Here is a 25,989-nt window from a genome sequence, read left to right as displayed (position 1 = left end):
GCAGCATCCGTCGCGATCGTGCTACCGCGTCGAGGCTCCCTCGATTCCCATGGCGGAATAGATGCCAAGCGAAGACAGGCGGGTCAGTTGAAGCGCCATGTAGTGAGGCGAGTACATCCGGTTGTTGAACAGCCAGGTGGCGATGACGCCTTGCGTGGAGCAGCCGATGTAATCGAGCAGGATGTCGAGCGGCACTTGCAGCTTCTGATCCAGTCCCATATTGGAGATGCGCGAGAAGAAGCTGCTTTTGATGATGTCCTGCATTTTGGCGTTAAAATCGCCGGCAGCCGGACGGTCCAGCATAACGCGGTAAAAGATGTCGTGCTCGCCTAGATGCTCGAAGAGGGCGACGTAATAGGGGTCGGGCTCGTTGAAGGCGGAAGTCGAAGCAGGGCTCGCCTGATGAAACCGCCCCAGGGCGATCAGACGGTCCAGCTTTTCGTCGATCATTTTGTTCAGCAGGTCGTCCTTGTCTATATAGTGGGCGTAGAAGGTGGAGCGGTTAATGTTGGCCTGCTCCGTAATGTCGATGATGCTGATTTCCGCGTAGGCCCTTTTTTGCAGCAAAGCGAGTAGTGCATCGGTAATCATGCTTCGCGTCCGCACGATTCTCCGGTCCTTCACCCGATTGTCCGTCATCCCTGTTCCCCTCCATAAAAGCAACATAATTTCAATGAATGTTGGATAAGCAACAACATTAAAAATTCTTGTACATACCCAAACTGGATCCTTTTTCAAAACCTTTGCTCTGACGGTCGCTACAACATGCAGGCCGGGCGTGGGTTATTTGTCCGTTACGGAACAAAATGCGAAAAAACGTCGGATATCCGCCAAAATGCCGAAAAATGATCGTTGAACAAATTTGAATTATAGCTATGATAATAAATAAAGCAAAGCAAATCAATCGGAATTTAGATATTTATTTTGCGGTAAGAGGGAGGCCCATTTTGAGAGGCGAACGATTTCTTAGCAGCTTGAACGACGGACGAACCGTCTGGCTGGAAGGAAAGAAAGTGAGTGCGATCCAGGAGCACCCGGCATTTAAAGGGACGCTCCACACGATCAAGGATCTGTTCAATATGTTGGACAATCCGGCCACTCAGGAAGAGGTAGGCTTTCGGGTACCCGGTACGGACCGCTATGCGCACGGCTCTTTTTTGGTCCCGCATACGCCCGAGCAGTTGGCCCGGCGGAGCAGCTCCTTTGCCCGCTGGTCCTCGGAAACGAGCGGGATGATGAGCCGGCTGTCCGACTACGCCCGCTCGCTCGTAACGGGCTGGTACTCGGCCCGACATCAGCTGGCCGGCTTGGACCCGCATTTTGCGGATAAAATCGCCGCCTATTACGAGCAGGCCCGGGACAACGATCTGTTCCTAACGACGGCAATCATCGATCCGCAGATCGACCGGTCCGGCAATCTGGACGACAAACGGATCTCCGAACGGTTTCTGCACGTCGTGCGCGAGACGAAGGAAGGGATCGTCGTACGTGGCGCGAAGATGATTGCCACCGGCGCACCGTACACGCATGATTTTGTTATCTTCTCCTTCCTGCAGTTTCAGTCCCATAACCGCAACCATGCGCATGTGCTGATCGTGCCGGCGAATTCGGCCGGGCTGCACATCGTATGCCGGGAATCGTTCGCGGACGCGAGAGAACAGAATCACCCGCTCAGCGCCAAATACGACGAGATGGACGCGGTATTGTTCTTCGACGATGTGCTGATCCCGTGGGAAAGGGTGCTGCTGTACGGCAATCCGGAGCATGTGCTCGCTTTGCGGGCCAACAAGACGGCCAATGCGCTTGCTTTTCACCAGAACGTCGTACGCTTTACGGCGAAGCTGGAGTTTGTGACCGGGGTCGCGTTTGCCGTGGCCGAATCGATCGGCACGACCGGCTTCCTGCATATTCAGGAGAAGCTCGGCGAGCTGTTGACGCAGATCGACGTGATCAAGGCGCTGATTATAGCGGCGGAAACGAAGGCGGTCCCGGATGTGTCCGGCGTGCTTGTACCCGATCTGTCGTACATTGAGACGGCTAGAAGCCTCGGCACCAAGTATTACCCGCGGGCGGTCGAGATTTTGCAAATCGTGGGCGGAGGCGGCTTCGTACAAGCCCCGTCCGGCGTCGAGGATTTTTACGGACCGATCTCCGAGCTGATGCACCGTTACTTCGAGGGAGCATCCGTAAGCGCCGAGAAGAAGGTCCAACTGTTCAAGCTCGCCTGGGATTTGATCGGCAGCTCTCTTGGCGCGAGGCATCTGCTGTACGAGCGGTTTTATGCCGGGGACCCTATCCGGGGCTTGGCGAATCAGTACAACGCCTTCGATAAAAGCTCGCTCACCGAGCCGATCTGGAGGCTGTTGAAACAAACGAGCAAGGGCGGCGCGGCATGGAGCGCGAAATAAGCGGTCGGTTTTGCCGGGCGTACTCCACTTCAAGAAGCTTTTACACGACGGATTGCCTATTAGTCAACTAACGGCACCTGAAAAACATTTCAGGCGCCTTTTTGTTTGGATCAAGAAAGGAAGGATCGAGATGGAACTGTTCTGGTTTATCCCGACGCACGGGGACGGCAAATATTTGGGAACGCGGGAAGGGGCGCGGGCGGTCAGCTATGCGTATTGCCGGCAAATCGCTCAGGCGGCCGACGAGCTCGGCTATGCCGGGGTGCTGCTCCCTACGGGGAAATCGTGCGAGGACGCTTGGGTCGTGGCTTCCACGCTCGTGCCCGCTACGCAGAAGCTGAAATTTCTGGTGGCCGTCAGACCGGGCTTGATGTCTCCGACCTTGTCGGCTCGGATGACTGCAACGCTGGACCGGTTTTCAAACGGCCGTCTGTTGATCAATGTCGTGGCCGGCGGAGACCCGGTCGAGCTTGCCGGAGACGGCGTGTTCATGAGCCATGACGAGCGCTACGAGGTGACGGATGAGTTTCTGAGCATTTGGAGAAAGGAGCTGGCGAGCGGAGCCGAGGTCGACTTCGAAGGCGAGCATCTGCGCGTTCAGGGGGGACAGGTGCTGTATCCGACGATTCAGAAGCCGTACCCGCCGCTGTACTTCGGCGGTTCGTCGGAAGCGGCGATGGACGTCGCAGCCGAGCACGTGGACGTCTACTTGACCTGGGGCGAACCGCCGGCGCAGGTAGAGGAGAAAATCGAGAGAATGCGCAAGCTGGCCGCTGCCAAAGGAAGGAAGCTGAAGTTCGGCATCCGGCTTCACGTGATCGTAAGGCCGACGGAGGAAGAAGCCTGGAAGGCCGCGGACGAATTGATCGAGCATCTGGACGAAGCGACGATCGCGTCGGCGCAGAAGATTTTCTCCCGGATGGATTCGGAAGGGCAAAGCCGGATGTCCCGGCTTCATCAAGGGGACCGCTCCAAGCTGGAGATCAGCCCCAACCTGTGGGCAGGCATCGGCCTCGTCAGAGGGGGCGCCGGCACGGCGCTCGTCGGGAGCCCGGAAAACGTGGCAAAGCGGATGCAGGAATACGCCGACCTGGGCATCGAGACGTTTATTTTGTCCGGCTATCCGCATCTGGAGGAAGCGTATCGGACGGCCGAGCTGCTCTTCCCGAAGCTGCCGCTGACGCGAGACGAAAAGAGCGGCGACGACCGCTCCTTCATCAGTCCGTTCGGCGAGATGATCGCCAACAACCAGATTCCCGTACATCAGACGGCGCCAAAATCTTGACGAAACATTTTCACGGAGGTGGGCAGCTTGGGCGAGTCTCGCAATCGGCTTCATTTGGCGGTTTTTTTACTGGCAGGGGGACACCACGTGGCGGGCTGGAGACATCCGGACGCCGCGGCAGCGTCCGGGGTTCATGATTTTCATTATTACAAGAGGCTTGCCCAAACGGCAGAGCGGGGCAAATTCGACGCGTTTTTCTTCGCCGATGTGCTCGGGATCGGGCAAAGCGACAGACGGTACGACCCGAGCAACGTCCGGCTCGATCCGCTGCTGCCGCTGGCGGCGCTCGCCATGGTCACGGAGCGAATCGGCCTCGTCGGTACGGTGAGCACTTCGTACAACGAGCCGTTCAACGTGGCCCGCCGGTTCGCCACGCTAGACCACCTCAGCAACGGCCGCGCCTCGTGGAACGTCGTGACCAGCTTCAAGGCGGAGGAGTCGAGCAACTTCAACCAGAAATCGCTGCCCGATCCGAAGCTTCGGTACGAGCGGGCGAGGGAATTCGTGCAGGTGGTCAAGGGGCTGTGGGACACCTGGGAGGACGACGCCTTGATCGCCGACAAGGAGAACGGCGTGTTCTCGGACGATAGCAAAATTCATTTCCTGAACCATGAGGGACCGCATTTCTCGGTACGCGGACCGCTCAATATCGGGCGGCCACCTCAAGGGCACCCCGTCATTTTTCAGGCCGGCGTGTCGGAGGACGGCAAGGAGCTGGCGGCGGAAACCGCGGAGGCGGTGTTTACCGCCTGGTCGACGCTGGATCAGGCCAAAGCGTACTACGACGATGTCAAGGGACGGCTGGCCCGTTACGGTAGAAAGCGGGACGAGCTGAAAATATTGCTCGGTCTCATCCCCATCGTCGGACGGACGGAGGAGGAAGCCGACCGCAAGGAGCGGGAGCTGCAGGAGCTGCTGCTGCCCGAGGTGGGCGTTGCGAAGCTGTCCTATATGTTCGGGCACGATATGTCGCAATACCCGATGGACGAGCCGCTGCCGAAGTCGTTCACGCTGGGCGACAAAGACGGAGCAAGCAGACGGTTTCAGGTCGTCAAGGAAACGGCCGAGCGTGAAGGACTGACGATCCGACAGCTGTACGAGCGCTATGCCGGCAACCGGGCGCACCTTCAGGTTAAAGGAACGCCCGAGCAGATCGCGGACGTCATGGAGCGGTGGTTCGTCAGCGGGGCGGCGGACGGGTTTAACATTTTGCCTCCGTATTTGCCCGGCGGGCTGGACGACTTCGTCGATCTGGTCGTGCCGGAGCTGCAGAAGCGGGGATTGTTCCGGACCGAATACGAAGGAACGACGCTTCGCGATCATTTCGGCTTGCCGCGGCCGGCCAACCGGTTTGGATAAACCGATTCATTTCAAGGGAGAAGAGGGAACGCATATGGTGAAAAAGAAAGCTTGGACCAATTGGTTGGCAGCCGTCGTCGTCGCATCGGTGCTGGTAACGGGCTGCAGCCGCACGCCGGACAAAGAGGCTGGCAGTCCTGACGCAGGCAAGCAGGTGGAACAGAAAGGACCGCAGCAAGGGGGCGAGCTGACGTTTGCGCTTGCCGGCTCGCCCAGGAGCATGGACCCGCACGGAGACGGCTCAGCACTCGGCGGTCGGGTGCAGAGAGCGATGTTCGACAGTCTGGTCATTCTCGTCAACAACGAGGTGAAGCCTTGGCTGGCGACGGAATGGTCCGTCTCGCCGGACGGCAAGAGCTACACGTTCAAGCTGCGCAAGGACGTCAAATTTCACGACGGTACTCCCTTTACGGCCCAGTCGGTGAAAGAAAACTTCGACCGCATCTACGATCCGAATACGAAAGCGGGAGTCGGCCGGGAAGCGATCGGTCCCTATGCGTCTTCCGAGGTGCTCGACGAGCATACGCTCAAGGTCAACCTGAAGGACCCGTACTCGCCGTTTCTGACCGGAATCAGCCAATTTCTGATCGGCAACGTTTCGCCGCAGGCGCTGGAGAAAATCGGCGCAGAGCTCGGCAAAGTGCCGCCGGCCGGAACGGGACCGTTCAAATTCGTCAAATGGACGGAAAATACGGAAATTGCCCTCGTGAAAAACCCGGATTACAAATGGGCGCCCGAAGGAATTTCCAATAAAGGGCCGGCTTACCTGGACAAGCTGACGTTCAAAATCGTGCCGGAGGAAGCGTCGCGGATCGGCAGCGTCATGAGCGGAGAAGTGCTCGCCGGGGAAACCGTGCCGCCGCAAAATGTCGTCTCGCTGCAAAACGATTCCAAACTCCAAATCATCCAAACGCAAACCGGCGGCTTGCCGTTCACGCTGTTCATCAACCAGAAGCGCGAGCCCTGGAACGAGCTGAAGGCGAGACAGGCGCTGCAGCTCGCCATCGATGTCGATTCGATCGTGAAGACGCTGTACCTTGGCACGTACGAGCGGGCGTGGTCGCCGCTGTCTCCCTCGACGCTGGGCTACTCCAAGTCGCTTGAGAATACCGTCAAGCCTGACGTGAAAAAAGCGAACGAGCTGCTCGACGAGCTCGGCTGGGTTCGCGGAGCCGACGGCATTCGCGCGAAGGACGGCAAGAAGCTGTCGATCCTGTACGTGGAAAGCTCGCCGAACCGCGAGAAGCGCAACGACATCGCCGCAATCATCCAGCAGCAGCTGAAGCAGATCGGCGTTTCCGTCGAAGTGGAAATTACGAAGGACGCCTATACCACGGTCATTACGAAAGGCAAGCCGTACGATATTTTCGGCAACAGCACCGTCAGCCCGGACCCGGACCGGCTCCGTTTCTTCTATCATTCTCAGGTGCAGAACGTGCCCGGCGACCAGCGGAACATTCCCGGTCTGGCCGATCCGGAAATCGACAAGCTGATCGATAAGGGCAGCATAGAATCGGACAAAGCCAAGCGCGAGCAAATTTACAAGGAACTGCAGCAGGCGATTATCAATAAAGCGGTCATTATCCCGATTTATGTGTTCCCTTACACGGTGGCGGCGTCCAAGTCCGTTCACGGGCTCGTGTTCGATTCCCCCGGTTACCCGTTCTTTAATGACGTTTATATTTCCAAATAAACGAGAAGGAGTCCGTTCGCGTGCTAAGTAAAGTCGTTGTGCGATTATTGTCATCCCTGATCGTGATCGTCGGTTCGCTGGTGCTCGTCTTTGTCATTGTATATATGCTTCCCGGCGATCCGACGGATCATATGCTGGATGCTTCCGCAACGCCGGAAATGATCGCGCAGCTGCGGCACCAGCTTGGCGTGGACAGGCCCTTCTACGTGCAGTTCACCGAGTATGTCGGCGGCATGCTGCGCGGAGACTTCGGCAAAAGCTTGATGAACGGCGAGCCCGTTCTTCCGAAAATATGGAAGAACTTCCCGTCGACGCTCAAGCTGGCCGCCGCGAGCGCTCTGATCGCCGCCGTCATCGGCATTACGCTCGGTGTGCTGTCGGCGGTTCACCGGGGCGGCTGGCTCGACATGACGGCGCGGGTCGTCGGGCTGTTCGGCATCTCGATGCCGACATTTTGGACCGGCATCCTGCTCATTCTTATTTTTTCCGTCCATCTGAAATGGCTCCCCTCGATCGGCTCGAACGGCTGGCAGACGCTGGTGCTGCCCGCGTTCGCCAAAGGCATCGTCGGAGCGGGCTTTATCGTCAGGCTGGTGCGCAACAGCATGCTCGAGACGATCAGCGAGCCGTACATCGTGACGCTGCGGGCGAAGGGCGTGTCCGAGAGGCTGGTCATGTACAAGCACGCGCTGCGCAACGCGCTCATTCCGGCGCTGACGATGATCGGGGTGCTGAGCGGCGAGCTGCTGGCAGGGGCCGTCGTCATCGAAACGGTATTTTCCCGGCAGGGCATCGGCCGGGTCGTCTCGGAAGCGCTGATGGCCAAAGATTTGCCCGTCGTCCAGGGAGTTATTTTTTTCACGGCGATTTTGTACGTGCTTGTGAATTTGCTTGTCGATCTTTCGTACTCGTTTATTGATCCGAGAGTGAGGCGCACGGCGGCGAAGGAGGGGAGAATGCGGTGAAGAGGCGTTTGTTGTTTCGCCCGGAATGGCTCGTATACGGCGCGGTTTTGTTTCTGGCCATCATTGTCGTCTGCGCGGCCGTTCCGCAATGGATCGCCCCCTATTCGCCGACGGAGATGAACCCCGCCAACGTCCTGAAGCCTCCTAGTTCGGCGCATCTGTTCGGAACGGACTTTATGGGCCGGGACGTGTTAAGCGTCGTCGTCTACGGCAGCCGCGATTCGCTGATCATCGGCGTGGCGAGCGTCACGTTTGCCGTTATCATCGGCGGCGCGATCGGGGTGTTGGCCGGCTATGCGGGCGGGCTGCTGGATACGATCATGATGCGGCTCGTGGAAATTTTGATGACGATTCCCGGCATCCTGATGGCGCTTGCCATCGCCGCCGCGTTGAAGCCGAGCTTGTTCAACGTGGTGCTGGCGATCGCGATATCGGCCGTTCCCGGCTATGCGCGGGTGCTCCGCGGGCAAGTGCTCAGCATTCGCAGCCGGCCGTACATTACGGCGGCGCATTCGATCGGGACGAGCGAAACCGCTATTTTTTTTCGGCACGTACTGCCGAATTCCTGGTCGCCGCTGCTGGTCATGGCGACGATCGGCTTGGGCACCTCGATCCTGGTCGGCTCGGGCTTGAGCTTCCTCGGTCTTGGCATCATCAAGGAGGTGCCGGACTGGGGCGCGTTTCTGTCGCAAGGGCGCAGCTATTTGATGGTCGCCTGGTGGATGTCGACGTTCCCGGGACTGACGATCACGTTGCTGGTGCTTTCCGTCAATTTGCTGGGGGACCGGCTGCGGGACTATCTGGACCCCCGGAGCAGAAGGACATGACCGAGAGGAGGGACGGCTTTGAAGAGCTTGCTTGACGTTCACGGCTTGACGGTGCAGGTTCCGGCCCGCGGCGGTCCGCTTACGGCGATCGCCGATGTCTCGTTCCGGCTTGGGGCGGGGGAGACGGTATGCATCGTGGGCGAGTCGGGTAGCGGGAAGACAATAACCGCCAAATCGATTATGAGGCTGATCGAAGACGAAGGCGGGAACATAGCGCACGGCTCAATCGAGCTTGACGGCGTGGACGTCGTTTCGCTGTCTGCCGCCCAGATGCGGGCTTTGCGCGGCAAAAAGGTCGCGATGATCTTTCAGGAGCCGATGGCCGCCTTCGATCCGGTGTTTACGATCGGCAGCCAGATCGTCGAAGCGATCGCGCAGCATAAGCCGGGCAGCCGCAAGCAATCGTGGGCGCATGCGGTCGACTTGCTCCGGCGCGTCGGCATTCCCGATCCGGAGATGCGGATGAAGCAGTACCCGAACGAGCTGTCCGGCGGCATGCTCCAGCGGGCGATGATCGCTATGGCGCTGGCCTGCGAGCCGGAGCTGCTCATTGCCGACGAGCCGACAACCGCGCTAGATATGACCATCCAGGCGCAAATTTTGGAGCTGCTGCAGGAGCTGAAGCAGGAGCTCGGCATGTCCATTCTGCTCATTACGCACGATCTGGGCATAGCCGCCGAGATGGCCGATCGCGTCATCGTCATGTATGCCGGCCGGATTGTGGAGCAGGCGACGGTATATGAGCTGTTCCGGCAGCCGCATCATCCTTATACGAAAGGGCTGCTGGCTTCGGTTACCCATGCGGATAGCGACAGAAAAGCGAAGCTGCACGCCATAGAGGGAGCGATCCCGAGTCTGGCGGCGATGCCGTCCGGCTGCCGGTTTCATCCGCGATGCGCGTATGCGACCGGCCAGTGCGCGACGAATCAGCCGGAGCTGGCGGAGCGCGACGGCCGCCAGACGGCTTGCTGGCATACGGAGCGGCTGCTGGAGGAAGCGGCGGAAGCCCGCAAGGAACGCGGCGCTGCAACGGCCGCTGTCCGCGAGCGTGAAGCGGCCGGGCGGGAAGGGCCTGCGCGCGAAACGACAGTACGCGAAGCTGCTAGAGCGGAATCGGCTATACAGGAAGCAGCCGTGCTCGAAGAGGCCATACGCGAAACGGCCGTGCGGGAATCGGCGACGGAGGCGGAGAAACCTTCCTTCCCGTCCGTTTTGCTGGAAATCGACGGCTTAAGCCGCTTTTATCCGATCCGGAAGGGGCTGCGCTCCACCTCGTTCATCCGCGCGGTAGACGACGTGTCCTTCCACATTCGTCAAGGCGAGACGTTCGGTCTTGTGGGGGAATCGGGCAGCGGCAAATCCACGCTCGGCCGCACTTTGCTGCGGCTGGAACGGGCTACGGAAGGGCGCGTGCTGTTTCGCGGCCAAGATTTGACCGCCCTGGACGGCGGTCGACTGCGGGACGTCCGCAAAGACATGCAGATGATTTTTCAGGACGCCTACAGCTCGATGAATCCGCGTTGGAAGATCGGCGACATCATCGGCGAGCCGCTGCGGGTGCACGGGCGCATGGGTCCGAAGGAGAAGCGGGAGCGGATCGGGGAGCTGTTGGAAACCGTCGGTCTTAACAGCACTTGGCACGATCGGTATCCGCACGAATTTTCCGGCGGGCAGCGGCAGCGGATCGGCATTGCGAGAGCGATTGCGCTCAATCCTTCGTTCGTGCTGGCGGATGAAGCGGTATCCGCTCTGGACGTGTCGGTGCAGGCGCAGATCGTCAATCTGCTGCAGCATTTGCAGGCGAGCCGGGGACTGACGTATTTGTTTATCGGTCATGGGCTGCCTGTGGTGCGGCATATGTCCGACCGGATCGGCGTCATGTATTTGGGCAAGCTGGTGGAAACGGCAAGGAGCGACGAGCTGTTCCGGCATCCGGCCCACCCTTATACGAAAGCGCTGCTCGCTTCCATTCCGCTGCCGGACCCGACCCGGAGAAGCGGCCGCTACCCGGTCGTCGGCGAGATCCCTTCCCCCGCCAACCCGCCCTCGGGCTGCCGGTTCCATACCCGCTGCCCGGCTGCGACGGCCCGCTGCAGGGAAGAGAAGCCCGAATGGACCGAAGTCGGCAAAGACCATTACGCGGCGTGCCATTATCCGCTATAGAGCGGCGTGCCAACGATAGGAGTGAATGGCAATGAGCTTGAAATTGAGCATATTGGATAAAAGCCCGTTACACGGCAAGGAAACGGCCGCCGAAGTGCTGGCGAATACGGTCGAGCTGGCGCGGGCGGCGGAACGGCTCGGGTACGACCGGTTCTGGGTATCCGAGCACCACGACTTCGACAGCTTCGCCTGCTCTTCGCCGGAAGTGCTGATCGGCTATTTGCTGGCCCGCACCGAACGGATCACCATCGGCTCCGGAGGCGTGATGTTAACGCATTACAGTCCGTATAAAGTAGCCGAAAACTTCAACATGCTGTCCGCGCTGGCGCCCGGCCGCGTCGATCTCGGCGTAGGTCGCGCGCCGGGCGGCTTCGACCGTTCGACGAAGGCGCTTCAAGGCGAAGCCGCAGGCGCGGCGGTTTCCTTTGCCGATAAGCTGGAGCAATTGGAGCGATACGTGCGGGAAAGCCGGGAAACGGACGATGCGACGAACGAGCCGGACGTTCTGCGGGCCAGACCGATTCCGCCGCGGCCGCCTGCGCTCTATTTGCTCGGGGCCAGCGCGGCGAGCGCGGAAAGCGCTGCGAAGCTGGGCATTCCGTATGTGTTCTCGCAGTGGATCAGCGGCGACGATGACGTGCTGGAGCAGGCTTTGACCGTATATCGCAGCGCGTTTGACCGTTCCCGGGGAGGGGAGCCGCGATTCGTGATCGGCGTATCGGTGCTTATAGCGGAGACGGAGGAGGAGGCGCGGAGGCAAACCCGCGAATTTAAAGTGATCCGGATCGAGCTGGAAAGCGGCAAAAGCTTGCGGGTGGGCACGTCCGGTCAGCTGGAGGAGTTCCGCAAGCGGACGACCGAGCCGTTTCGCGTGGAGGAGCGGGAAACGATCATCATTCACGGAACGACCGAATCGGTATGCCGACAACTGGAGGGCTATCACCGCCGCTTCGGCATAGACGAGATGATCATCAGCTTCGAGAACGCCGATTTTGCGCAGCGGCTGCTTGCGGCGGAAGCGGTTCGCTCCGGGCTGGCCGGGCTTCTCGGGCCCCGTCTTGTCCGATTTTAATCGATCAGGAACGCTTCCCCCGACCGGTATTCTTTGGGGCTAAGCCCGTAACGGGCTTTGAACACGCGGTAAAAGTACGTATAGCTGTTGAATCCAGACATTTCCGCGATCTGCTCGAGCGACATTTTGCTGAACAAAATGCGCTCCTTGGCAACGGACAGACGGATCTGCTGGACGTATTGCATGATCGTCTGGTTGAACATCGAACGGAACAGATGGACGGCGCGGGAGACGCTCAAATCCACGTGGCCGGCGACGTCTTCGATTTTCAGCGGAGACAGGGCATGCTCCTCGATGTACCGTTTCATCTCGTAGGCGAGGAACGACTTGCCTTTGCCGGAAGCAGCTTGCTGCTCCTGGCTGGCCCGCTCGATCGTCAGACAGAGCAGGCGAAAATAATATTCCGCCATCTCCTTGGCCGGAGCTTTGCCGCGGCGCTGCTCGAGTATCGTTTGTCGGCACAGGTGCAGCACGTCCTCGTTGATCGGCAGCCTCATCCGGCTTTGCTTCACGGTGCGGCCCCACCATTCCTCCAGCCAGCTGCCGCGGCAAAAGAAATAGTAGTCGCCGCTCGCGACCTCGCTTTCTCCGCCGGGCTGCAGCTCGGGCTCGATGCGCAGGTCGTATTGGTCTTTGGGCTTATAAAGCAGCAAATCTCCGGCGGAGATGAGCCGGACTTCGCCGTCCACGAGCGCCCGGCAGCAGCCCTCTACTTGAAAGCGGATCAAATAATTGCGCAAGCCGCGGGTCGATTGGATGTAAAACGGCTTCGTATGGTGGGAATACCCGGCAGCCAGCACTTCGCAAGTCGGCGAATTCATAAGAACCTCCCGCGCGGAGAAATTAAGTAGCGGATTTACGCAATTTGCGCTTGATAATCATTATCATACCTGATACAATACAAAAAGAAAGAAGGAACCGTGCAGGGTCCCTTCCCGATCGAATAATTATTTGGTTTCAAACGTTTTGCAGTCGGTTTCTGCGGAGTTGTGAGCTTCCTTGCTGCCGTGGCTGGTAATGTAGATCGATTCGGCGCTGCATTTGTTCTCGGTAGCCCAGAAGCGACAGGAATTTACTTCGCACAGTACGTCCTTAGCCATTCTTCTTCACCTCCTATTGCGAAGGGTTGACGGGAATCGCACAAAATGGTAAGTCTCTTGAACAAGGTGGCACTTGTCGAGAGTACCGCACCCTCTACAAATGGAGGGTTATTTGTGTTTCCGCCGTTGATTGTAAACACTCTCAGTCTACCAGAAAATCTCCCATTGTGCAAATTCGCCTACTGGATATTAGTAATAATTACTGATAAAATAAAAAGACGGAGCAACCCGTTACTAAGGCGAGAGGGAGGATGACCATTTGCGTACGGCCCTTTCCCAACTGGCGCTGCACGGTTTTTTTCTGCTGCTGCTCAGCTTTCTGATCGTGATGGCGATGAATCCGGGCGTTCTGCTGCATCTGGATTTCCAGACCCCGGCGGCGCAAAGCGTCCAATCGTTCAAGACGATGTTCGTCAGCATCGTGCTGGAAGCTTTGCCGTTTATCGTCATGGGCGTGATCGTTTCTTCTTTTGTACATACGTTTATTCCGGAAAGCTGGATTCGCAAGTTCGCTCCGAAGCATCCGTTGGCGGGCATCGCCTTTGCCTGTCTGCTCGGCTTTCTGTTTCCCGTGTGCGAATGCGGCATGGTGCCGGTTATCCGCAGACTGATCGCCAAAGGCATGCCTTTGTATATCGGCGTCGTCTTCATCCTGGTCGGCCCGATCGTCAACCCGATCGTCTATGGGGCCACGTTCATGGCTTTCCGCAACCGTCCGGAGCTGCTGTACGCCCGGATGGGACTGGCCCTCTTGGTTGGAGCCGCGATCGGATTGATCGTATACGCATTTGTGAAAAAGAACGTGATGAAGCACAGCGCCGCGACGTTGTACGGCTCTGCCGCCGAACACCAACACGCGGGGGGCAACCGGCTGTATGCGATGCTGGAGCATGCCGGTGCGGAGTTTTTCGATATGGGCAAATATTTGATTTTCGGCTCGGTCGTGGCCGCCGCCATGCAGACGTTCGTGCCGCGTGCCAGCTTGCTGGATATCGGCCAAGCCCCGGTTTTGTCGCACTTTTTCATGATGGGACTCGCCTACGTGCTGTCGCTATGCTCGACATCCGACGCCTTTGTCGCTTCCTCGTTCGTCAATACGTTTTCGGCGGGATCGCTGCTGACGTTCATGGTGTTTGGTCCGATGATGGATCTGAAGACGACGCTGATGTTGTCCTCGATATTCCGTCTGCGGTTTGTGCTCCTGCTGGCCGTTCTGGTCGCCGTCTTCGTATTTGTGGGGGCCAGCGCAGCCGGACAGCTGATAGGGCGGTAAGCGGTCATTACGTTCAACTTATATCGTTCGCAGGTTAGGGGAGGGATCGGGATGGCGGAACAGCGCTCGCTGACTGTTCATTATTTGTTCAGGGCGGCGATTATGGCCGGGTTTAGCTTTTATATTCTGCACCTGGTGAAAGCCGGGAGGCTAGTCTATTACATCGCGCCGAGAATGGAAGTGTACGTCAAATGCGCGGCGATTGCCTTGTTCGTTATTGCTTTGTTTCAGGGCTTCCTCGGGCTTCGTTCATTTTTCGGGCGAACCGCTGAAGCATGCGATTGCGACCATATGCCTTCGCGCTCGGTTTGGCGCAACGTCTGGCTGTACGGCTTGTTTTTGCTCCCGCTGGCGTTCGGCTTTCTGCTGCCGGACAAGCTGATGGGCAGCGATATTGCCGCTATCAAGGGGATGAATTTGAGCGGCGGAAACGGCGCGGTCAAAGCCGGGGCCGGCGGATCGGGTGCCAAAGCGCAGCCCGTCGCTGCGGCTGTTCCCACTGACGGTGCACAGGCATCCGACCTCGCTTCTCCGGGGCAAGGTCCGGGCACCCCGCCCGCCGCTGCGGCTGCGAAGCCGGTTGCTCCTGCGGAGGGAGGAGCGGCGGTCAATGGCGTTCCGGTCGTCCCGGTCGCCGGTGCAGGCGCGGGAGCTGCCGGTGCAGCCGCTAACGACAAGCTGAGCGAGCTGTTCCCGTCGGATATCGTCAACGGCCCGTATCTCGCACTCGGCAAGAAGCTGTACGGGCGCGACAAGATCGTCGTCCGCGACACCGGCTTCATGGAAGTGCTGACGGCGGTCGATCTGTTCCTCGACCGGTATATCGGCAAGGAGATGGAGATTACCGGGTTCGTGTATCGCGAGCCGGATATGAAGCCCGGCCAGTTCGTCGTCTCGCGTCTGGCGATGATGTGCTGCTCGGCCGATTCTTCTCCTTACGGCGTACTGGTGGAAAGCTCTCTCGGGCAAAAGCTGGAGAAGGACGCTTGGGTGCAGATTACCGGCAAATTGAGCAAAACGACATACAAGGACAACGAGATTATGAAGCTGGACGCGACCGGCGTCAAAACGGTGCAAGCGCCCGAATCGCCTTATGTATATCCGTATTTCGACGATTTCGAGAAACTGGCCGATTAGTAGAAAGCCAGGCCTCGAACCGCCTTCATGAAACGAATGGGGTGCTCACCCGCGCTCAATCGAATGTCCGGTTCCATTGCTCGGCCAGAAGCTCCCCGTCCAGGTCGATGCCGATCAGCACGACGTAGGACTGGCCTTCGTAGCGGACTCGTTCCCATACGGTGCGCTTGCCTGCATACTGCATCAGATAAACCGCGGAATCCCCCGGAAACCGCATATAGCCTTTGGCCCGCAGCAGCTGATCTTCCCGGCTTCGCAGGAAGCCCTCCACCTTCGCCCGCGACGCTCGGGCAGACCCGTTCCAGGGCAGGGAGACCGTCTGGATACGGGAATAGGAGCGCTGCTGCGGCGAAGCCGGCAGACGGTCGGTCAGTCGGCCCCCGGAACGAACCGGCCCGTTTCCCGGTCGGCTCGCTTCCGCATCGTGAGTGGAGCGGGGCGGCTTCTGCCGGCCCAAGGCGAGGCTGCCGAGCAGACTGGCGCGAAATCCGGAGGGAGCGGCCACCGGCTCCGGCTGACGGAGAGCGGCCGGTTCGCCTTCGGATTCCGCGAACAGCGGGTCCCATTCCAGGCGGCTGTGCGTCGTACGGACAATCCGCGAACGCTCGTTATATTTGCGCAGCGTGCTTTCGATTTTGCCGAGCTTGGCAGAGGGAGCGAGATCGGTTTTGTTGAGCACAAGCAGATCGGCCACCTCGATTTGCCGCCTTAGCGTACGGACAAGCTGTTTATCTGCCGCGAAAATGCTGTTGTAGTCGAGAACATGCTCGGCGTCGAGCACGGTTATGACCTGCCGGAGCCGTACATGCCCAAGCAGCTCCGGCTCCGTGATCGTCTCGGCGATTTCCTCGGGATTGGCGACCCCCGTAAGCTCGATCAGGATGAGGTCGGGCTGCTGTTCGACAAGCGTCTGCAGAGCCCCGAGCAGCTCCCCCTTCTTGCTGCAGCAGACGCAGCCGTCCAGCAGCTTCTGCACGGAAGCGCGGGAGTGCGCCTCCAGAATCGAGCCGTCCACATCCAGCCGCCCCAGTTCGTTCATCAATACGCCGGGACGCAATCCGCGACGCGCAGTCTCCTCCAGCAGGCGAAGCAGCAGCGTCGTTTTGCCGCTGCCTAGAAATCCGCTTAGCACGGTAACCGGTATGCTCATCCTCATCGTCCATCCTTTCCGAACAGCATAATGTGCTTATACAGTAAATTTTACGATTTTTCGTGCCAAGTTGCAAAAAAAGGACTGCTGAGCTAGCCGAGAGAGGTTCGTCTATGTCGTTATGGTATATGACGCCGATAAGCGAAACATGCCAGCCCGGCAAAATCGGACTGCACGGATTGCTTGAAGTGCGCAGTTCCCGACGTGGTGTGGTGTGCGGCAGTTCCCTTGTAGGCCGCATGGAGCTGAGGTTGGAAGCGCCCACATCGGGGGGCGTATTGACGCGAGGAAGTCGGGCTGGTATAGTTTTAAAAGTAATATTTACGTTTAAGCAAGATTGAATAAAAATCGTAATTTTTACTTATAAGGAGTGTTCGATGATGAGCGATTTCAAAATACCGGTAACGGTGCTGAGCGGGTATTTGGGCGCAGGGAAAACAACGGTGCTGAACCATGTGCTGCATAACCGCGACGGGCTGAGGGTGGCGGTGATCGTCAACGATCTGAGCGAAGTGAACATAGATGCGGGCTTGCTGAAGGACGGGGGCGGCTTGTCCCGCACGGACGAGAAGCTCGTAGAGATGTCAAACGGCTGCATCTGCTGCACGCTGCGCGAGGATTTGTTGCGGGAGGTGGAGAAGCTGGCGCGCGAAGGCCGGTTCGACTATATTTTGATCGAATCGACCGGGGTCGGGGAGCCGGTGCCGGTAGCCCAGACGTTTAGCTATATCGACGAGGAGCACGGCATCGACCTGACCCGCTTTTGCCGGCTGGACTGCATGGTGACCGTTGTCGACGCTTACCGTTTTTGGCACGATTTCTCCTCCGGCGAGACGCTACTCGATCGCGGACAGGCGGTCGGGGAAGACGATACGCGCGATGTCGTCGATCTGCTGATCGACCAGATCGAATTTTGCGACGTGCTGCTGCTGAATAAATGCGACATGGTGGAGGAAGCCGCCCTGCTGGAGCTGGAGGCGGTGCTGCGTAAGCTGCAGCCGCGAGCCCGGCTGATCCGCACGGTGCGCGGCCGCGTGGAGTCGGCGGCGATATTGAACACCGGCTTGTTCGATTTTGACGAAGCGAGCGTATCGGCGGGCTGGATCAAGGAAATGGAAAAACCGGCGCATACGCCGGAAACGGAAGAATACGGCATCTCTTCGTTCGTGTACGAGCGCGGCAAGCCGTTTCATCCGGCGCGGCTCATGGAATGGATGTCCGATTGGCCGGAGGAGGTCGTGCGGGCCAAAGGTACGGTATGGCTGGCGAGCCGTAACGATATGGCGCAGAGCTTGAGCCAGGCGGGTCCTTCGATCCAATTCGGGCCGGCAGGCAATTGGGTGGCCGCGCTGCCGGAGGAGGAGCGCCGCGAGCTGCTCGAGGAGGACAAGGAGCTGCAAGCCGGCTGGGACCCGGTGCATGGCGACCGGCTAAACAAGCTGGTGCTGATCGGCATCGGGATGGACCGGGCGCGGTTGTCCTCGGCTTTGGACGATTGCCTGCTGACCGATGACGAGTGGGAGCAGGATTGGAGCGGCTACGCGGACGAATTCCCGAACGCGCCGGAGGACGAGATCGGTGCCGTTCATTAACGAGGCAAAATATTGCAAAGGAAGTGTGGGGGCAATGTCCACCCTATCGGTCAATTACCCGTTCGCGGCGATCGTCGGGCAGCATTCGATGAAGCGTGCGCTGCTGCTTAATGTCATTAACCCTCGCTTGGGCGGAGTGCTGATCCGCGGCGAGAAAGGAACGGCCAAATCTACGGCGGTGCGGGCCGTTGCCGATCTGCTGCCCGATTTATCGGTCGTCAATTTGCCGGTCAGCGCGACCGAGGACCGGGTCGTCGGTACGCTCGATATCGAGCACGCGATTAAAACCGGAGAGAAACGATTCGAGCCCGGCCTGCTGGCGCAGGCGGACGGCAACCTGCTGTACGTCGACGAAATCAACCTGCTCGACGACCATCTGGTCGACGTGCTGCTGGATGCTGCCGCGATGGGCGTGAACACGGTGGAGCGCGAAGGCATCTCGGTGGCGCATTCCGCCCGTTTCGTGCTTGTCGGCACGATGAACCCGGAAGAGGGCGACTTGCGTCCGCAGCTGCTGGACCGGTTTGCTTTGTCGGTCGAGGTGGGCGGAGAGCGGGAAATAGCCGGACGGGTCGAGGTCATCCGCCGCAGAATGGCGTACGAGTCCGATCCGGACAGCTTCGTACAGGCGTATGCAGAGGAACAGAGGCGATGGAGCGAGCGAATCTCCGCCGCCCGTGAGACATTGCCCTATGTGGCAATTCCCGACAGGCTGTTCGAGCTTGCCGCGGAGATCGGCATCGGCCTGGAGGTGGACGGACATCGCGCCGATATTACGATGATCAAGACGGCGGCGACGCTTGCCGCGTGGGAGGGAAGGCTGGCGGCCGAAGCCGGCGATCTGCGCGAGGCGGCGGCCCTTGTTCTGCCGCACCGGCTGCGCCGGAAGCCGTTCGAGGAGATCGACGGTCAGCGCGCCCGGCTGGAGCAATTTCTTGCTTCGCTGGCGCCGGAGGCCGGATGACGGCCGGCATGCGGGACAGCTCTGCGGCTGCTGCCGGAGCGTACGGGGCTTCAGTGCCGGTACCGCCGGCATTTCCGTTCTGCGCCGTGGTCGGAATGGAAGACGCCAAGCTGGCGCTGCTGCTCCATGCGGTCAATCCCCGCCTGAAAGGGGTGCTGCTGAGCGGCGAGCGGGGCTGCGGCAAAACGGTGCTCGTGCGCTCGCTGCCGAGCCTGCTGCCCGACCTGCGGCTCGTGGAGGTGCCGCTGAATGCGACGGAGGACCGTCTGATCGGCAGCATGGACGTGGAGGCGGCGTTGACGACGGGCAGAAGGGTGCTTCAGCCCGGCCTGCTCGCGGAAGCGGACGGCCATCTGCTGCATCTCGACGAGCTGAATCTGCTGCCCGGTTCGGTCCTGCAGCCGATCATGGGGGCGATGTCTACGGGCATGCTGGAGATCGAGCGGGAAGGACTGTCGGCGCGGGCGAGAGCCCGCTTCCGGCTGTTCGCCACGATGAATCCGGACGAAGGGCTGCTGGCTCCCGCCGTATCCGACCATTTTGGCCTGTATGTGGCGATCGGCCGGGACAATACGGCGGCGGGCAGGGCCGCTATTGCCCGGCGGCGGCTCGCCTACGAGCGGGACCCGCTGTGCTTCGCGGAGCAGTCGGACGCCGAGATGGCGGAGCTGCGCTCGCGGCTGGCGGCGGCGCACGCACGTCTGCCCGGCGTTATCATGGACGAGGAGGCGTTCGCGCTGGCGGCGATGATCGCCGGCGAGGCGAATTGCCCCGGGCACCGAGCGGAGCTGTTTTTGATAGAGGCGGCGCTGGCGCTTGCCGCTTGGAACGGGCTGGAGCGGGCGGGAGCGGCGGAGCTGCGTGAGGCGGCCCGTTTTGTTTTGCCGCATCGGATGAGACCTTCGCGCGAGGACGGAAGCGCCCGCGAGCCGTCCGTTCCGGCGCCCGACCGTCTCGGGGGGAGCATGGATTCCGCACCGCCGGAGCAGGGCGGAGAGCCCCCGTCGGGGCATCCCGATGCCGGGTCCGCGCCCGACACGGCCCCTTCCACGGCCCCGGCAGGACAGGTCGAACCTGCGGACGGGGATGCCGAGGAGCCGGATCGCTCGGAAAGCCGGGACGGTCCGGTGCCGACGGAGGCGAGAGATATTGTCGAGACGGTCGGAGCGACGTTTGATGTCCGCAAGATGGACTTCGTTCTGCGCGACCGGCTGCTGCGCAGCGGCAGCGGCCGACGGGCCTTGACGCGCTCCGACTCGTCTCGCGGACGATTCGTCGGGGCCGTGCCGGCGCAAGGCAAGCCGACCGATCTGGCGTTCGGAGCGACGTTTCGCACCGCCGCGCCTTTCCAGCGGCTTCGCCGAAGCCGTCGTGCCGTAGAGGGAGGCCCGGCGCTGGCGATCGAGCGGGACGACCTGCGCATCAAGCGGCGGGAGAAACGCGTCGGGGCAACGCTGCTGTTCGTCGTGGACGCCAGCGGCTCGATGGCGGCGCGGAAGCGGATGCAAGCAGTCAAAGGCGCCATCCTGTCGCTGCTTCAGGACGCTTACCGGAAACGGGACAGCGTCGGCATGGTCGCTTTTCGCAAGCATACGGCGGAAGCCCTTCTGCCGCTGACACGCAGCGTGGAGGCAGCGTCCAGGCAGCTTCGCGAGCTGCCGACCGGAGGCAAGACGCCGCTTGCGGAAGGCCTGCTGAAGGGCTGGGAGGTGCTGCGGGCGGCCAAGGCGAGAGACGCCGATATCATCCCGGTCATGATCGTCGTGACGGACGGCAAGGCGAATGCGGGCCGTCGCGCGGACGCTTCTCCTGCGGAGATCCGGCAGGAAGGCTTGGCGCTCGGCCGTCATATTGCCGATAGCGGCTTCCTATCGCTCGTTATCGACACGGAGCAAGGTTTTGTCCGGCTAGGACAGGCGGCGGAGCTTGCCGAGGCGCTGAGGGCCAGCTATTGCCGTCTGGAGGAGCTGGATGCGAACGCGATGGCCGATGCGGTTCGCGGCCTGCTGGGCAAGTAGCGCCCGGCTTCCGGCTGAAGCCGTCGGTTAACCGCAGCTGGGCACGGCGGGCACGGGGTGCCTGACGGTGCGTCTGATCACGCCCGCTTCGCCCAGATCCGGTAGCCGACGCCGGCGGCAGCGAGCAGCGCGGCATACACGCCGATCACGATCAGAGCATTGTGCGTATTGACGAACAGCTGCTGTCCTAAATAGGAAAACAGCAGGATGGCCGGCATTTTGCCCAAAGCCGATGCGGTAATGTAAACGCCGGGCCGGATCGACAGGAGGGCGGGATACATATTGACGATAGCCTGAGGCAGAACGGGGATAAGGCGGGCGGCGAGGATCGCGGCGAACGGGTGTTTTTCCATGAGCCGCGATACTTTCTCCATGCGATCGAATTTGGCCAAATACACACGTCCCTGCTGGCGGAAGCGGCTGCGCACCAGCGCGAACAACACAATGGAGGCGACCGTGGCCGCCGACCAACTGACTACGAAGCCGAGCCAAGGGCCGTACAGGAAGCCTAGCGTACCGATAATGATTTTATAGGGCAGCACGGGGAACAGGACGAAGCAGAGGGCGAGGCAGAAAGCGATAAAGGGAGAAGGCTGATGTTCCAGCAGCCAATCCGCCAGTTCGTTGCGGTATACGAACAAAAGGATGGCCCCGGCGGCGTATACGACGATCATTTGCCATAATTTCATAGTAGCGTCATCCGTCCCATCCGTTGCTTTTTTTAAGTATTGTAGCATACGAGGAAGGCCCGGAACAGGCGGCAAGCCTATGGATCGTGCGCCGGGCGCGGCGGGTCCTTGGGCTTTTTCATCGTTATGCCTCCAATGACGTGCTGGTTGAGTATTTCTAGTCAAGCTTCCGCGACAACGTTCGCCGGTCACTGGTCCGAGCAGGCCGGATTTTTTGTGAATGCGGCAAAGGAGTTTTAGCAGGAAATAGAGAACTATACCGAAAACGGAAATGGGGGGATGCGCGTGTATAAGGCGATTTTGTTTGATCTGGACAACACGCTGCTCGATTACGACCGCTGCGAAGCCGATTCGATGCACCGCACCGGCCTTCAGCACGGTCTGGAGCAATGGGAGCAGTTTACGTGGGAACGGTTCTGGGAGACGTTCGGGCCGATCAATTGGGGATATTGGAGCGATCGGGTCGCGCGTAAGCTATCGATCCATCAAGTGCTCGAGTATTCGTTCCACGATACGCTGGTCAAGCTCGACCGGGACCGGACGCATTCGACCGCGTTGGCCCGCACGTATTGGGAGCATTTTTGCGCGATTTGTCATTTCGAGACAGGAGCCAAGGAGCTGCTAGGGGAGCTGCACGGCGGACCGAAGCTGGGGATCGTTTCGAACGGGATCGGAGAATCGCAGCGCAGGCGAACGGCATCCGGCGGTATCGACCATCTGTTCGATGCGTTTATCGTCTCCGACGAGGTCGGCCATTGGAAGCCGTCCCGGCCCATCTTCGAGATCGCCTTGCAGGAGCTGGACGTCGACCGTTCGGAGGTTCTGTTTGTCGGCGACTCCCTGCAGGATGATTATGAAGGAGCCAAAGCAGCCGGCATCGATTTCTGCTTCTACAATCGCCGCAAGATCGCGCTGGAGGAGCGGATCGCCCCCCGGTACGTGGTCGAACGGATCAGCGATTTGCGTGAGGTGCTGGATGGCCGCTAGGACCGGACGAGTCGCTGGAGAATCGCGGTCGAACGGATGGGAACGTGGCGAAAAAGAGATTTGATGCGTTGTACGATACGAACGGGGGATCAGCATGAATATTTGGACGGGGAACAAAGTGAGGCTGCGGGCGATTGTCCCGACGGATTGGGACAAGTTTCACGCCAATGATTACGATTCCGACTGCGCAAGAAGCTGCGATGTCATTTATTTTCCGAGATCGGAGGACGGCACCAAGTATTGGGCCGAACAGCAGGCGTCGCAAAAGCCGGAGGGCGATGCGATCATGCTTGCCGTCGAGACGGTAGAAGGCGTATTGATCGGAAGCATAAGCACCCATAGCTGCGATCCGCGGCATGGTACGTTCAAGTATGGCGTGGCGATCTTCAGGGAGTATTGGCGAAATGGATACGCCTCGGAAGCGATCCTGCTTTTGTTGAGATATTACTTCGAGGAATTGCGCTATCAGAAAGCGACCGCGCATATTTACGCTTTCAATGAAGGCTCGCTGGCTCTTCACAAACGTCTTGGCTTCGTGCAGGAGGGACAGCTTCGAAACATGATTTTTACTAAAGGCCGACATTTTGACGAATACGTATTTGGCCTGACGGCCGGGGAATATGCGCAATTGTACAGGAATCTTTCGCTGCCGCCAAACGCGTGAACGCGGTACTTCGCATGAAGGAGTTGGCCCGTCGCCAGCTCCTTTTCGTTTTTCGGAGGGGAGGGAGGGGCAGTCTATTCGCTCGGGCCCCCCGCCTCATCAGACGCTGCCGGCAGCGCAAGGGGCAGCTCGATATGGAAGACGAACGAGCCGTCCCGGTGATCCAGGCCGAGCGTTCCGCCGTGCAGCTCGACGATGCTTCGCGCGATGGACAGCCCCAGACCGGCACCGGGCTGGGTGGTCGTATCGTGGCGGGATGCTTCGGCTTTGTAAAAGCGCTCGAACAGCAGCCTTTCCTGCTCCGTGGTTATCGGGATGCCTTGATTTTCCACGGACAGCAGCATACGGTTTTCCGTTCCGCTCAGCCGGATGGCGATTTCTCCGGGCTTGCGGGAAAACTTAAGCGCGTTCATCAACAAATTGTCGATGGCGCGGACGAACTGTTCCGCATCGACCTCGGCGTACAGCGGCTCCTGCTCGCGCATGCAGCTGATCGTCAGCGAGTGCTCCTGGGCGATCGGCTCGAACTCGGTCCGGATTTGCTCCAGCAGCTCCGAGATGTCGACGGTCCGATAGACAAACCGCGAGGAGCCGCTCGTCAGCCGGGTGTAGTCGAATAAGTCGTCGATCAGCTTTTTCAGCTGCTGCGTCTTGTTGTAGGTGTTCTGAATGTACCGTTTATGCTCGTCCAGGTCCGCGTAATCGTCGTTTTTCAGCAGATTCAAGTAGCCGATCATGCTCGTCAGCGGCGTGCGCAAATCATGGGACACGTTCGTGATCAGCTCCATCTTCGATTTCTCGATCTGGCGTTCCTTTTCCAGCATCAGCTGAAGCTGCTCGGTCATGAAGTTGATGTTTTGCGCCACGCCGCGAAGCTCGTCGTGCCGGGACAGCGGGATGCGGTAATCGAGATTGCCCCGGGCGATCAGCATCAGGCCGTCCGCCAAGGTGCGGATATAAGCGACGATATTGTGCAGTAGCAGGAAAAAAAACAGCAAAAACGCGGCGAACGTCACCACGATATTGTTGATCGACATCGTCAAAAGCATGGAAGCGACAAAGCTCAGCAAGGTCGACCAGAGAATGCGGCCGCGGATGCTTCTCCTCCAGTTCAGTACGGCCAGTATGCCTTTATTCCACTTTATAGCCGACGCCCCAAACCGTTTGAATGTATCGCGGTTCACGCGGATGCTCCTCCATCTTCTCCCGGATGTTCCGGATATGGACCATCACCGTATTGTCCGTGCAAAACTTGTTTTCCTTCCATACGTTCTTGTAAATTTGCTCCACGTTGAACACTTGGCCGCGATGGCTGGCGAGCAGCATCAGGATCGAGAACTCGATCGGGGTAAGCGACACTTCCTTGCCCTTGACGGTCACGAGATGCCGCCCTTGATCGATCAGCAGCTCGCCGATCTCGATCGCTGTGCCGTCGGCCGGCTTGCCCGCCGCTCCCGCCAACGTTTGCCGGCGAAGCTGGGCTTTGATCCTGGCGATTAGCTCCAGCGGGTTGAACGGCTTCGCGACGTAATCGTCCGCTCCTGTCGTCAAGCCGGTTATTTTATCGATCGGCTCGCTCTTGGCCGACAGCATGATGATCGGGATGCCGGACTGCTCGCGGATTTTGAAGCAGGCTTTAATGCCGTCCAGGCGGGGCATCATCACGTCCAGCACGATCAGATCCACGTCCTCCCGACCCAATGCCTCAAGCGCTTGCAGCCCGTCCTCCGCTTCCACGACGCGGTATCCTTCATTGCGTAAATAAATGCCGACCACATCGCGAATTTCCGGATCGTCGTCGGCGACGAGTACAGTGTGAGCCATCGGTTCAATCCTCCGTTCGTTTGCGGAACGTGTCGCTACAAGTTAAGGGTACATGGCCGAGATACGCGAACAGTTCCGTCAGCCATTTACTGCTCATGGCCTGCGATCTTCACCGCGGCGATAGTAGCGTGTGTCTGCTCGAAAGTAACAGAGGACTCGCCGTCGCGCTTTTTACGGCAAACATAGACGAAGGCCGGCGGTACATTGATCGGCACGAAGCGGATTTGCTCCAGCTCGAACCGTGCGTCGAGCTGTTTTCTCATTTGCTGCGAATATTGGAAGGCGATAAACAGACCGCCCGGCTTCAGGGCGGAATCGATCTGCTGCATAAGTCGTTCGCGCAGAGGCTGGGGAAAATTAAAGAAAGGGAGGCCGCTCAGGATGCAATCCAACTGGCCCGGCTCCATGCCCCGCTCCGCCAGCGCCCCGGTCATGTCGCAGGCGTCGACGTGGCAGCTATAGTCGGGATAACGGAACTGGAGGGCGTTCCGCAGCGTCTCGTCTTTCTCGAACAGAAGGACGCGGGTTCCCGATTTAGTATAGGAACTGATATATTTCGTAATGGCTCCGGTGCCCGCGCCCAGCTCGGCTACGTTACGCACCCGATCCCAGGGAACTTGGCCGAGCATGCCGCGGGCCAAGAAGACGGAACTGGGGGTGACGCTGCCGATCTGCTTGGGGAAACGGGTGAATTTATACAGAAACAGCAGCCTTTCGCGCATTGTATTCAACATCAGGGTCAAACTCCTTTCTCGTATCCGATGCACTTATCGTAGTTGATAAATGTTCAGATCAAGTGAAGGAATTTCTGAAGAGTTT

The 25,989-nt window shown here is 59.5% G+C and carries 23 protein-coding genes; 15 read left to right on the top strand and 8 right to left on the bottom strand.

Annotation, left to right across the window (positions count from 1 at the left end):
* Positions 1–21 precede the first annotated feature (21 nt).
* Entirely contained in the window at positions 22–639 is a 618-nt protein-coding gene (locus tag ABD796_RS28580; RefSeq protein ID WP_344914812.1) for a TetR/AcrR family transcriptional regulator, read from the bottom strand.
* A gap of 308 nt (positions 640–947) precedes the next feature.
* On the opposite strand from ABD796_RS28580, the gene ABD796_RS28575 reads away from it, so the two are divergent.
* From ABD796_RS28575 to ABD796_RS28540, 8 genes are all read left to right on the top strand, one after another.
* Complete coding sequence (locus ABD796_RS28575) at positions 948–2,408, top strand: 4-hydroxyphenylacetate 3-hydroxylase family protein (protein WP_344914810.1); 1,461 nt, start codon at positions 948–950, stop codon at positions 2,406–2,408.
* A 130-nt stretch (positions 2,409–2,538) separates the two neighbouring features.
* On the top strand, positions 2,539–3,693 hold the full coding sequence (gene ssuD / locus ABD796_RS28570; RefSeq protein WP_344914808.1) for an FMNH2-dependent alkanesulfonate monooxygenase: 1,155 nt from the start codon (positions 2,539–2,541) through the stop codon (positions 3,691–3,693).
* A gap of 27 nt (positions 3,694–3,720) precedes the next feature.
* On the top strand, positions 3,721–5,052 hold the full coding sequence (locus tag ABD796_RS28565; protein ID WP_344914806.1) for an LLM class flavin-dependent oxidoreductase: 1,332 nt from the start codon (positions 3,721–3,723) through the stop codon (positions 5,050–5,052).
* Positions 5,053–5,086: 34 nt separating this feature from the next.
* On the top strand, positions 5,087–6,745 hold the full coding sequence (locus tag ABD796_RS28560) for an ABC transporter substrate-binding protein (protein ID WP_344914804.1): 1,659 nt from the start codon (positions 5,087–5,089) through the stop codon (positions 6,743–6,745).
* Positions 6,746–6,765: 20 nt separating this feature from the next.
* Positions 6,766–7,710 (top strand): ABC transporter permease, encoded by a 945-nt coding sequence (locus tag ABD796_RS28555; RefSeq protein ID WP_344914802.1) that lies wholly within the window; start codon positions 6,766–6,768, stop codon positions 7,708–7,710.
* The gene (locus ABD796_RS28550) at positions 7,707–8,537 is read left to right on the top strand and encodes an ABC transporter permease (RefSeq protein WP_344914800.1); all 831 of its coding nucleotides are present in this window, start codon (positions 7,707–7,709) and stop codon (positions 8,535–8,537) included. Before ABD796_RS28555 ends, ABD796_RS28550 begins: the two co-directional genes overlap by 4 nt.
* A gap of 18 nt (positions 8,538–8,555) precedes the next feature.
* Positions 8,556–10,700: an ABC transporter ATP-binding protein gene (locus tag ABD796_RS28545; RefSeq protein WP_344914798.1), complete on the top strand. Its 2,145-nt coding sequence runs from the start codon at positions 8,556–8,558 to the stop codon at positions 10,698–10,700.
* Between the two features lie 31 nt (positions 10,701–10,731).
* On the top strand, positions 10,732–11,772 hold the full coding sequence (locus tag ABD796_RS28540) for an MsnO8 family LLM class oxidoreductase (RefSeq protein WP_344914796.1): 1,041 nt from the start codon (positions 10,732–10,734) through the stop codon (positions 11,770–11,772).
* Here the strand turns inward: ABD796_RS28540 and ABD796_RS28535 are convergent.
* Together ABD796_RS28535 and ABD796_RS28530 are read right to left on the bottom strand one after the other, a co-directional pair.
* Positions 11,769–12,593 (bottom strand): AraC family transcriptional regulator, encoded by an 825-nt coding sequence (locus ABD796_RS28535; RefSeq protein ID WP_344914794.1) that lies wholly within the window; start codon positions 12,591–12,593, stop codon positions 11,769–11,771. The genes ABD796_RS28540 and ABD796_RS28535 overlap by 4 nt on opposite strands.
* A gap of 126 nt (positions 12,594–12,719) precedes the next feature.
* Positions 12,720–12,872 carry a DUF1540 domain-containing protein gene (locus tag ABD796_RS28530; RefSeq protein ID WP_344914792.1) on the bottom strand — a complete coding sequence of 51 codons (153 nt, stop codon included), beginning with the start codon at positions 12,870–12,872 and terminating at the stop codon, positions 12,720–12,722.
* 259 nt (positions 12,873–13,131) lie between these two features.
* Here ABD796_RS28530 and ABD796_RS28525 point away from each other — a divergent pair, with 259 nt between their 5' ends.
* Positions 13,132–14,145, top strand: a complete 1,014-nt coding sequence (locus ABD796_RS28525) for a permease (RefSeq protein ID WP_344914790.1) — start codon at positions 13,132–13,134, stop codon at positions 14,143–14,145.
* Between the two features lie 51 nt (positions 14,146–14,196).
* Entirely contained in the window at positions 14,197–15,282 is a 1,086-nt protein-coding gene (locus ABD796_RS28520; RefSeq protein ID WP_344914788.1) for a TIGR03943 family putative permease subunit, read from the top strand.
* A 55-nt stretch (positions 15,283–15,337) separates the two neighbouring features.
* Here ABD796_RS28520 and ABD796_RS28515 read toward each other — a convergent pair whose 3' ends face one another.
* Complete coding sequence (locus ABD796_RS28515; RefSeq protein ID WP_344914786.1) at positions 15,338–16,432, bottom strand: CobW family GTP-binding protein; 1,095 nt, start codon at positions 16,430–16,432, stop codon at positions 15,338–15,340.
* Positions 16,433–16,812: 380 nt separating this feature from the next.
* Between ABD796_RS28515 and ABD796_RS28510 the strand changes: the two genes are divergently transcribed.
* Genes ABD796_RS28510 through ABD796_RS28500 form a run of 3 tightly spaced genes read left to right on the top strand, consistent with a single transcriptional unit; the run spans position 16,813 to position 21,006 of the window.
* On the top strand, positions 16,813–18,024 hold the full coding sequence (locus ABD796_RS28510) for a GTP-binding protein (protein ID WP_344914784.1): 1,212 nt from the start codon (positions 16,813–16,815) through the stop codon (positions 18,022–18,024).
* 34 nt (positions 18,025–18,058) lie between these two features.
* Positions 18,059–18,988: a magnesium chelatase ATPase subunit I gene (locus ABD796_RS28505; protein WP_344914781.1), complete on the top strand. Its 930-nt coding sequence runs from the start codon at positions 18,059–18,061 to the stop codon at positions 18,986–18,988.
* Positions 18,985–21,006: a VWA domain-containing protein gene (locus ABD796_RS28500; RefSeq protein WP_344914779.1), complete on the top strand. Its 2,022-nt coding sequence runs from the start codon at positions 18,985–18,987 to the stop codon at positions 21,004–21,006. The genes ABD796_RS28505 and ABD796_RS28500 overlap by 4 nt, the downstream gene beginning before the upstream one ends.
* A 77-nt stretch (positions 21,007–21,083) precedes the next feature.
* On the opposite strand, the gene ABD796_RS28495 is transcribed toward ABD796_RS28500, so the two are convergent.
* Positions 21,084–21,695, bottom strand: a complete 612-nt coding sequence (locus ABD796_RS28495; RefSeq protein WP_344914777.1) for a TVP38/TMEM64 family protein — start codon at positions 21,693–21,695, stop codon at positions 21,084–21,086.
* A 285-nt stretch (positions 21,696–21,980) separates the two neighbouring features.
* Between ABD796_RS28495 and ABD796_RS28490 the strand changes: the two genes are divergently transcribed.
* Entirely contained in the window at positions 21,981–22,682 is a 702-nt protein-coding gene (locus tag ABD796_RS28490; protein ID WP_379118674.1) for an HAD family hydrolase, read from the top strand.
* 94 nt (positions 22,683–22,776) lie between these two features.
* Complete coding sequence (locus ABD796_RS28485) at positions 22,777–23,346, top strand: GNAT family N-acetyltransferase (RefSeq protein WP_344914773.1); 570 nt, start codon at positions 22,777–22,779, stop codon at positions 23,344–23,346.
* A gap of 74 nt (positions 23,347–23,420) precedes the next feature.
* On the opposite strand, the gene ABD796_RS28480 is transcribed toward ABD796_RS28485, so the two are convergent.
* From ABD796_RS28480 to ABD796_RS28470, 3 genes are all read right to left on the bottom strand, one after another.
* Positions 23,421–24,530, bottom strand: coding sequence for a HAMP domain-containing sensor histidine kinase (locus tag ABD796_RS28480; RefSeq protein ID WP_344914771.1), 1,110 nt, complete (start codon positions 24,528–24,530; stop codon positions 23,421–23,423).
* Positions 24,478–25,170 carry a response regulator gene (locus ABD796_RS28475; protein WP_344914768.1) on the bottom strand — a complete coding sequence of 231 codons (693 nt, stop codon included), beginning with the start codon at positions 25,168–25,170 and terminating at the stop codon, positions 24,478–24,480. The genes ABD796_RS28480 and ABD796_RS28475 overlap by 53 nt, the downstream gene beginning before the upstream one ends.
* 86 nt (positions 25,171–25,256) lie before the next feature.
* Complete coding sequence (locus tag ABD796_RS28470) at positions 25,257–25,904, bottom strand: class I SAM-dependent methyltransferase (RefSeq protein WP_344914766.1); 648 nt, start codon at positions 25,902–25,904, stop codon at positions 25,257–25,259.
* Positions 25,905–25,989 lie beyond the last annotated feature (85 nt).

It is taken from the genome of Paenibacillus hodogayensis (genome assembly GCF_039536325.1).
Taxonomy (GTDB): Bacteria; Bacillota; Bacilli; order Paenibacillales; family NBRC-103111; genus Paenibacillus_AB; species Paenibacillus_AB hodogayensis.
This window is presented reverse-complemented; position numbering and strand designations above follow the sequence as displayed.

Excerpts from the sequence above, each read along its gene's own strand:
- ABD796_RS28580 (WP_344914812.1), bottom strand. The coding sequence starts at position 639 with ATGACGGACAATCGGGTGAAGGACCGGAGAATCGTGCGGACGCGAAGC.
- ssuD (WP_344914808.1), top strand. The coding sequence starts at position 2,539 with ATGGAACTGTTCTGGTTTATCCCGACGCACGGGGACGGCAAATATTTG.
- ABD796_RS28560 (WP_344914804.1), top strand. The coding sequence starts at position 5,087 with ATGGTGAAAAAGAAAGCTTGGACCAATTGGTTGGCAGCCGTCGTCGTC.
- ABD796_RS28540 (WP_344914796.1), top strand. The coding sequence starts at position 10,732 with ATGAGCTTGAAATTGAGCATATTGGATAAAAGCCCGTTACACGGCAAG.
- ABD796_RS28535 (WP_344914794.1), bottom strand. The coding sequence starts at position 12,593 with ATGAATTCGCCGACTTGCGAAGTGCTGGCTGCCGGGTATTCCCACCAT.
- ABD796_RS28530 (WP_344914792.1), bottom strand. The coding sequence starts at position 12,872 with ATGGCTAAGGACGTACTGTGCGAAGTAAATTCCTGTCGCTTCTGGGCT.
- ABD796_RS28520 (WP_344914788.1), top strand. The coding sequence starts at position 14,197 with ATGGCGGAACAGCGCTCGCTGACTGTTCATTATTTGTTCAGGGCGGCG.
- ABD796_RS28515 (WP_344914786.1), bottom strand. The coding sequence starts at position 16,432 with ATGAGCATACCGGTTACCGTGCTAAGCGGATTTCTAGGCAGCGGCAAA.
- ABD796_RS28510 (WP_344914784.1), top strand. The coding sequence starts at position 16,813 with ATGAGCGATTTCAAAATACCGGTAACGGTGCTGAGCGGGTATTTGGGC.
- ABD796_RS28505 (WP_344914781.1), top strand. The coding sequence starts at position 18,059 with ATGTCCACCCTATCGGTCAATTACCCGTTCGCGGCGATCGTCGGGCAG.
- ABD796_RS28500 (WP_344914779.1), top strand. The coding sequence starts at position 18,985 with ATGACGGCCGGCATGCGGGACAGCTCTGCGGCTGCTGCCGGAGCGTAC.
- ABD796_RS28495 (WP_344914777.1), bottom strand. The coding sequence starts at position 21,695 with ATGAAATTATGGCAAATGATCGTCGTATACGCCGCCGGGGCCATCCTT.
- ABD796_RS28485 (WP_344914773.1), top strand. The coding sequence starts at position 22,777 with ATGAATATTTGGACGGGGAACAAAGTGAGGCTGCGGGCGATTGTCCCG.
- ABD796_RS28475 (WP_344914768.1), bottom strand. The coding sequence starts at position 25,170 with ATGGCTCACACTGTACTCGTCGCCGACGACGATCCGGAAATTCGCGAT.
- ABD796_RS28470 (WP_344914766.1), bottom strand. The coding sequence starts at position 25,904 with ATGTTGAATACAATGCGCGAAAGGCTGCTGTTTCTGTATAAATTCACC.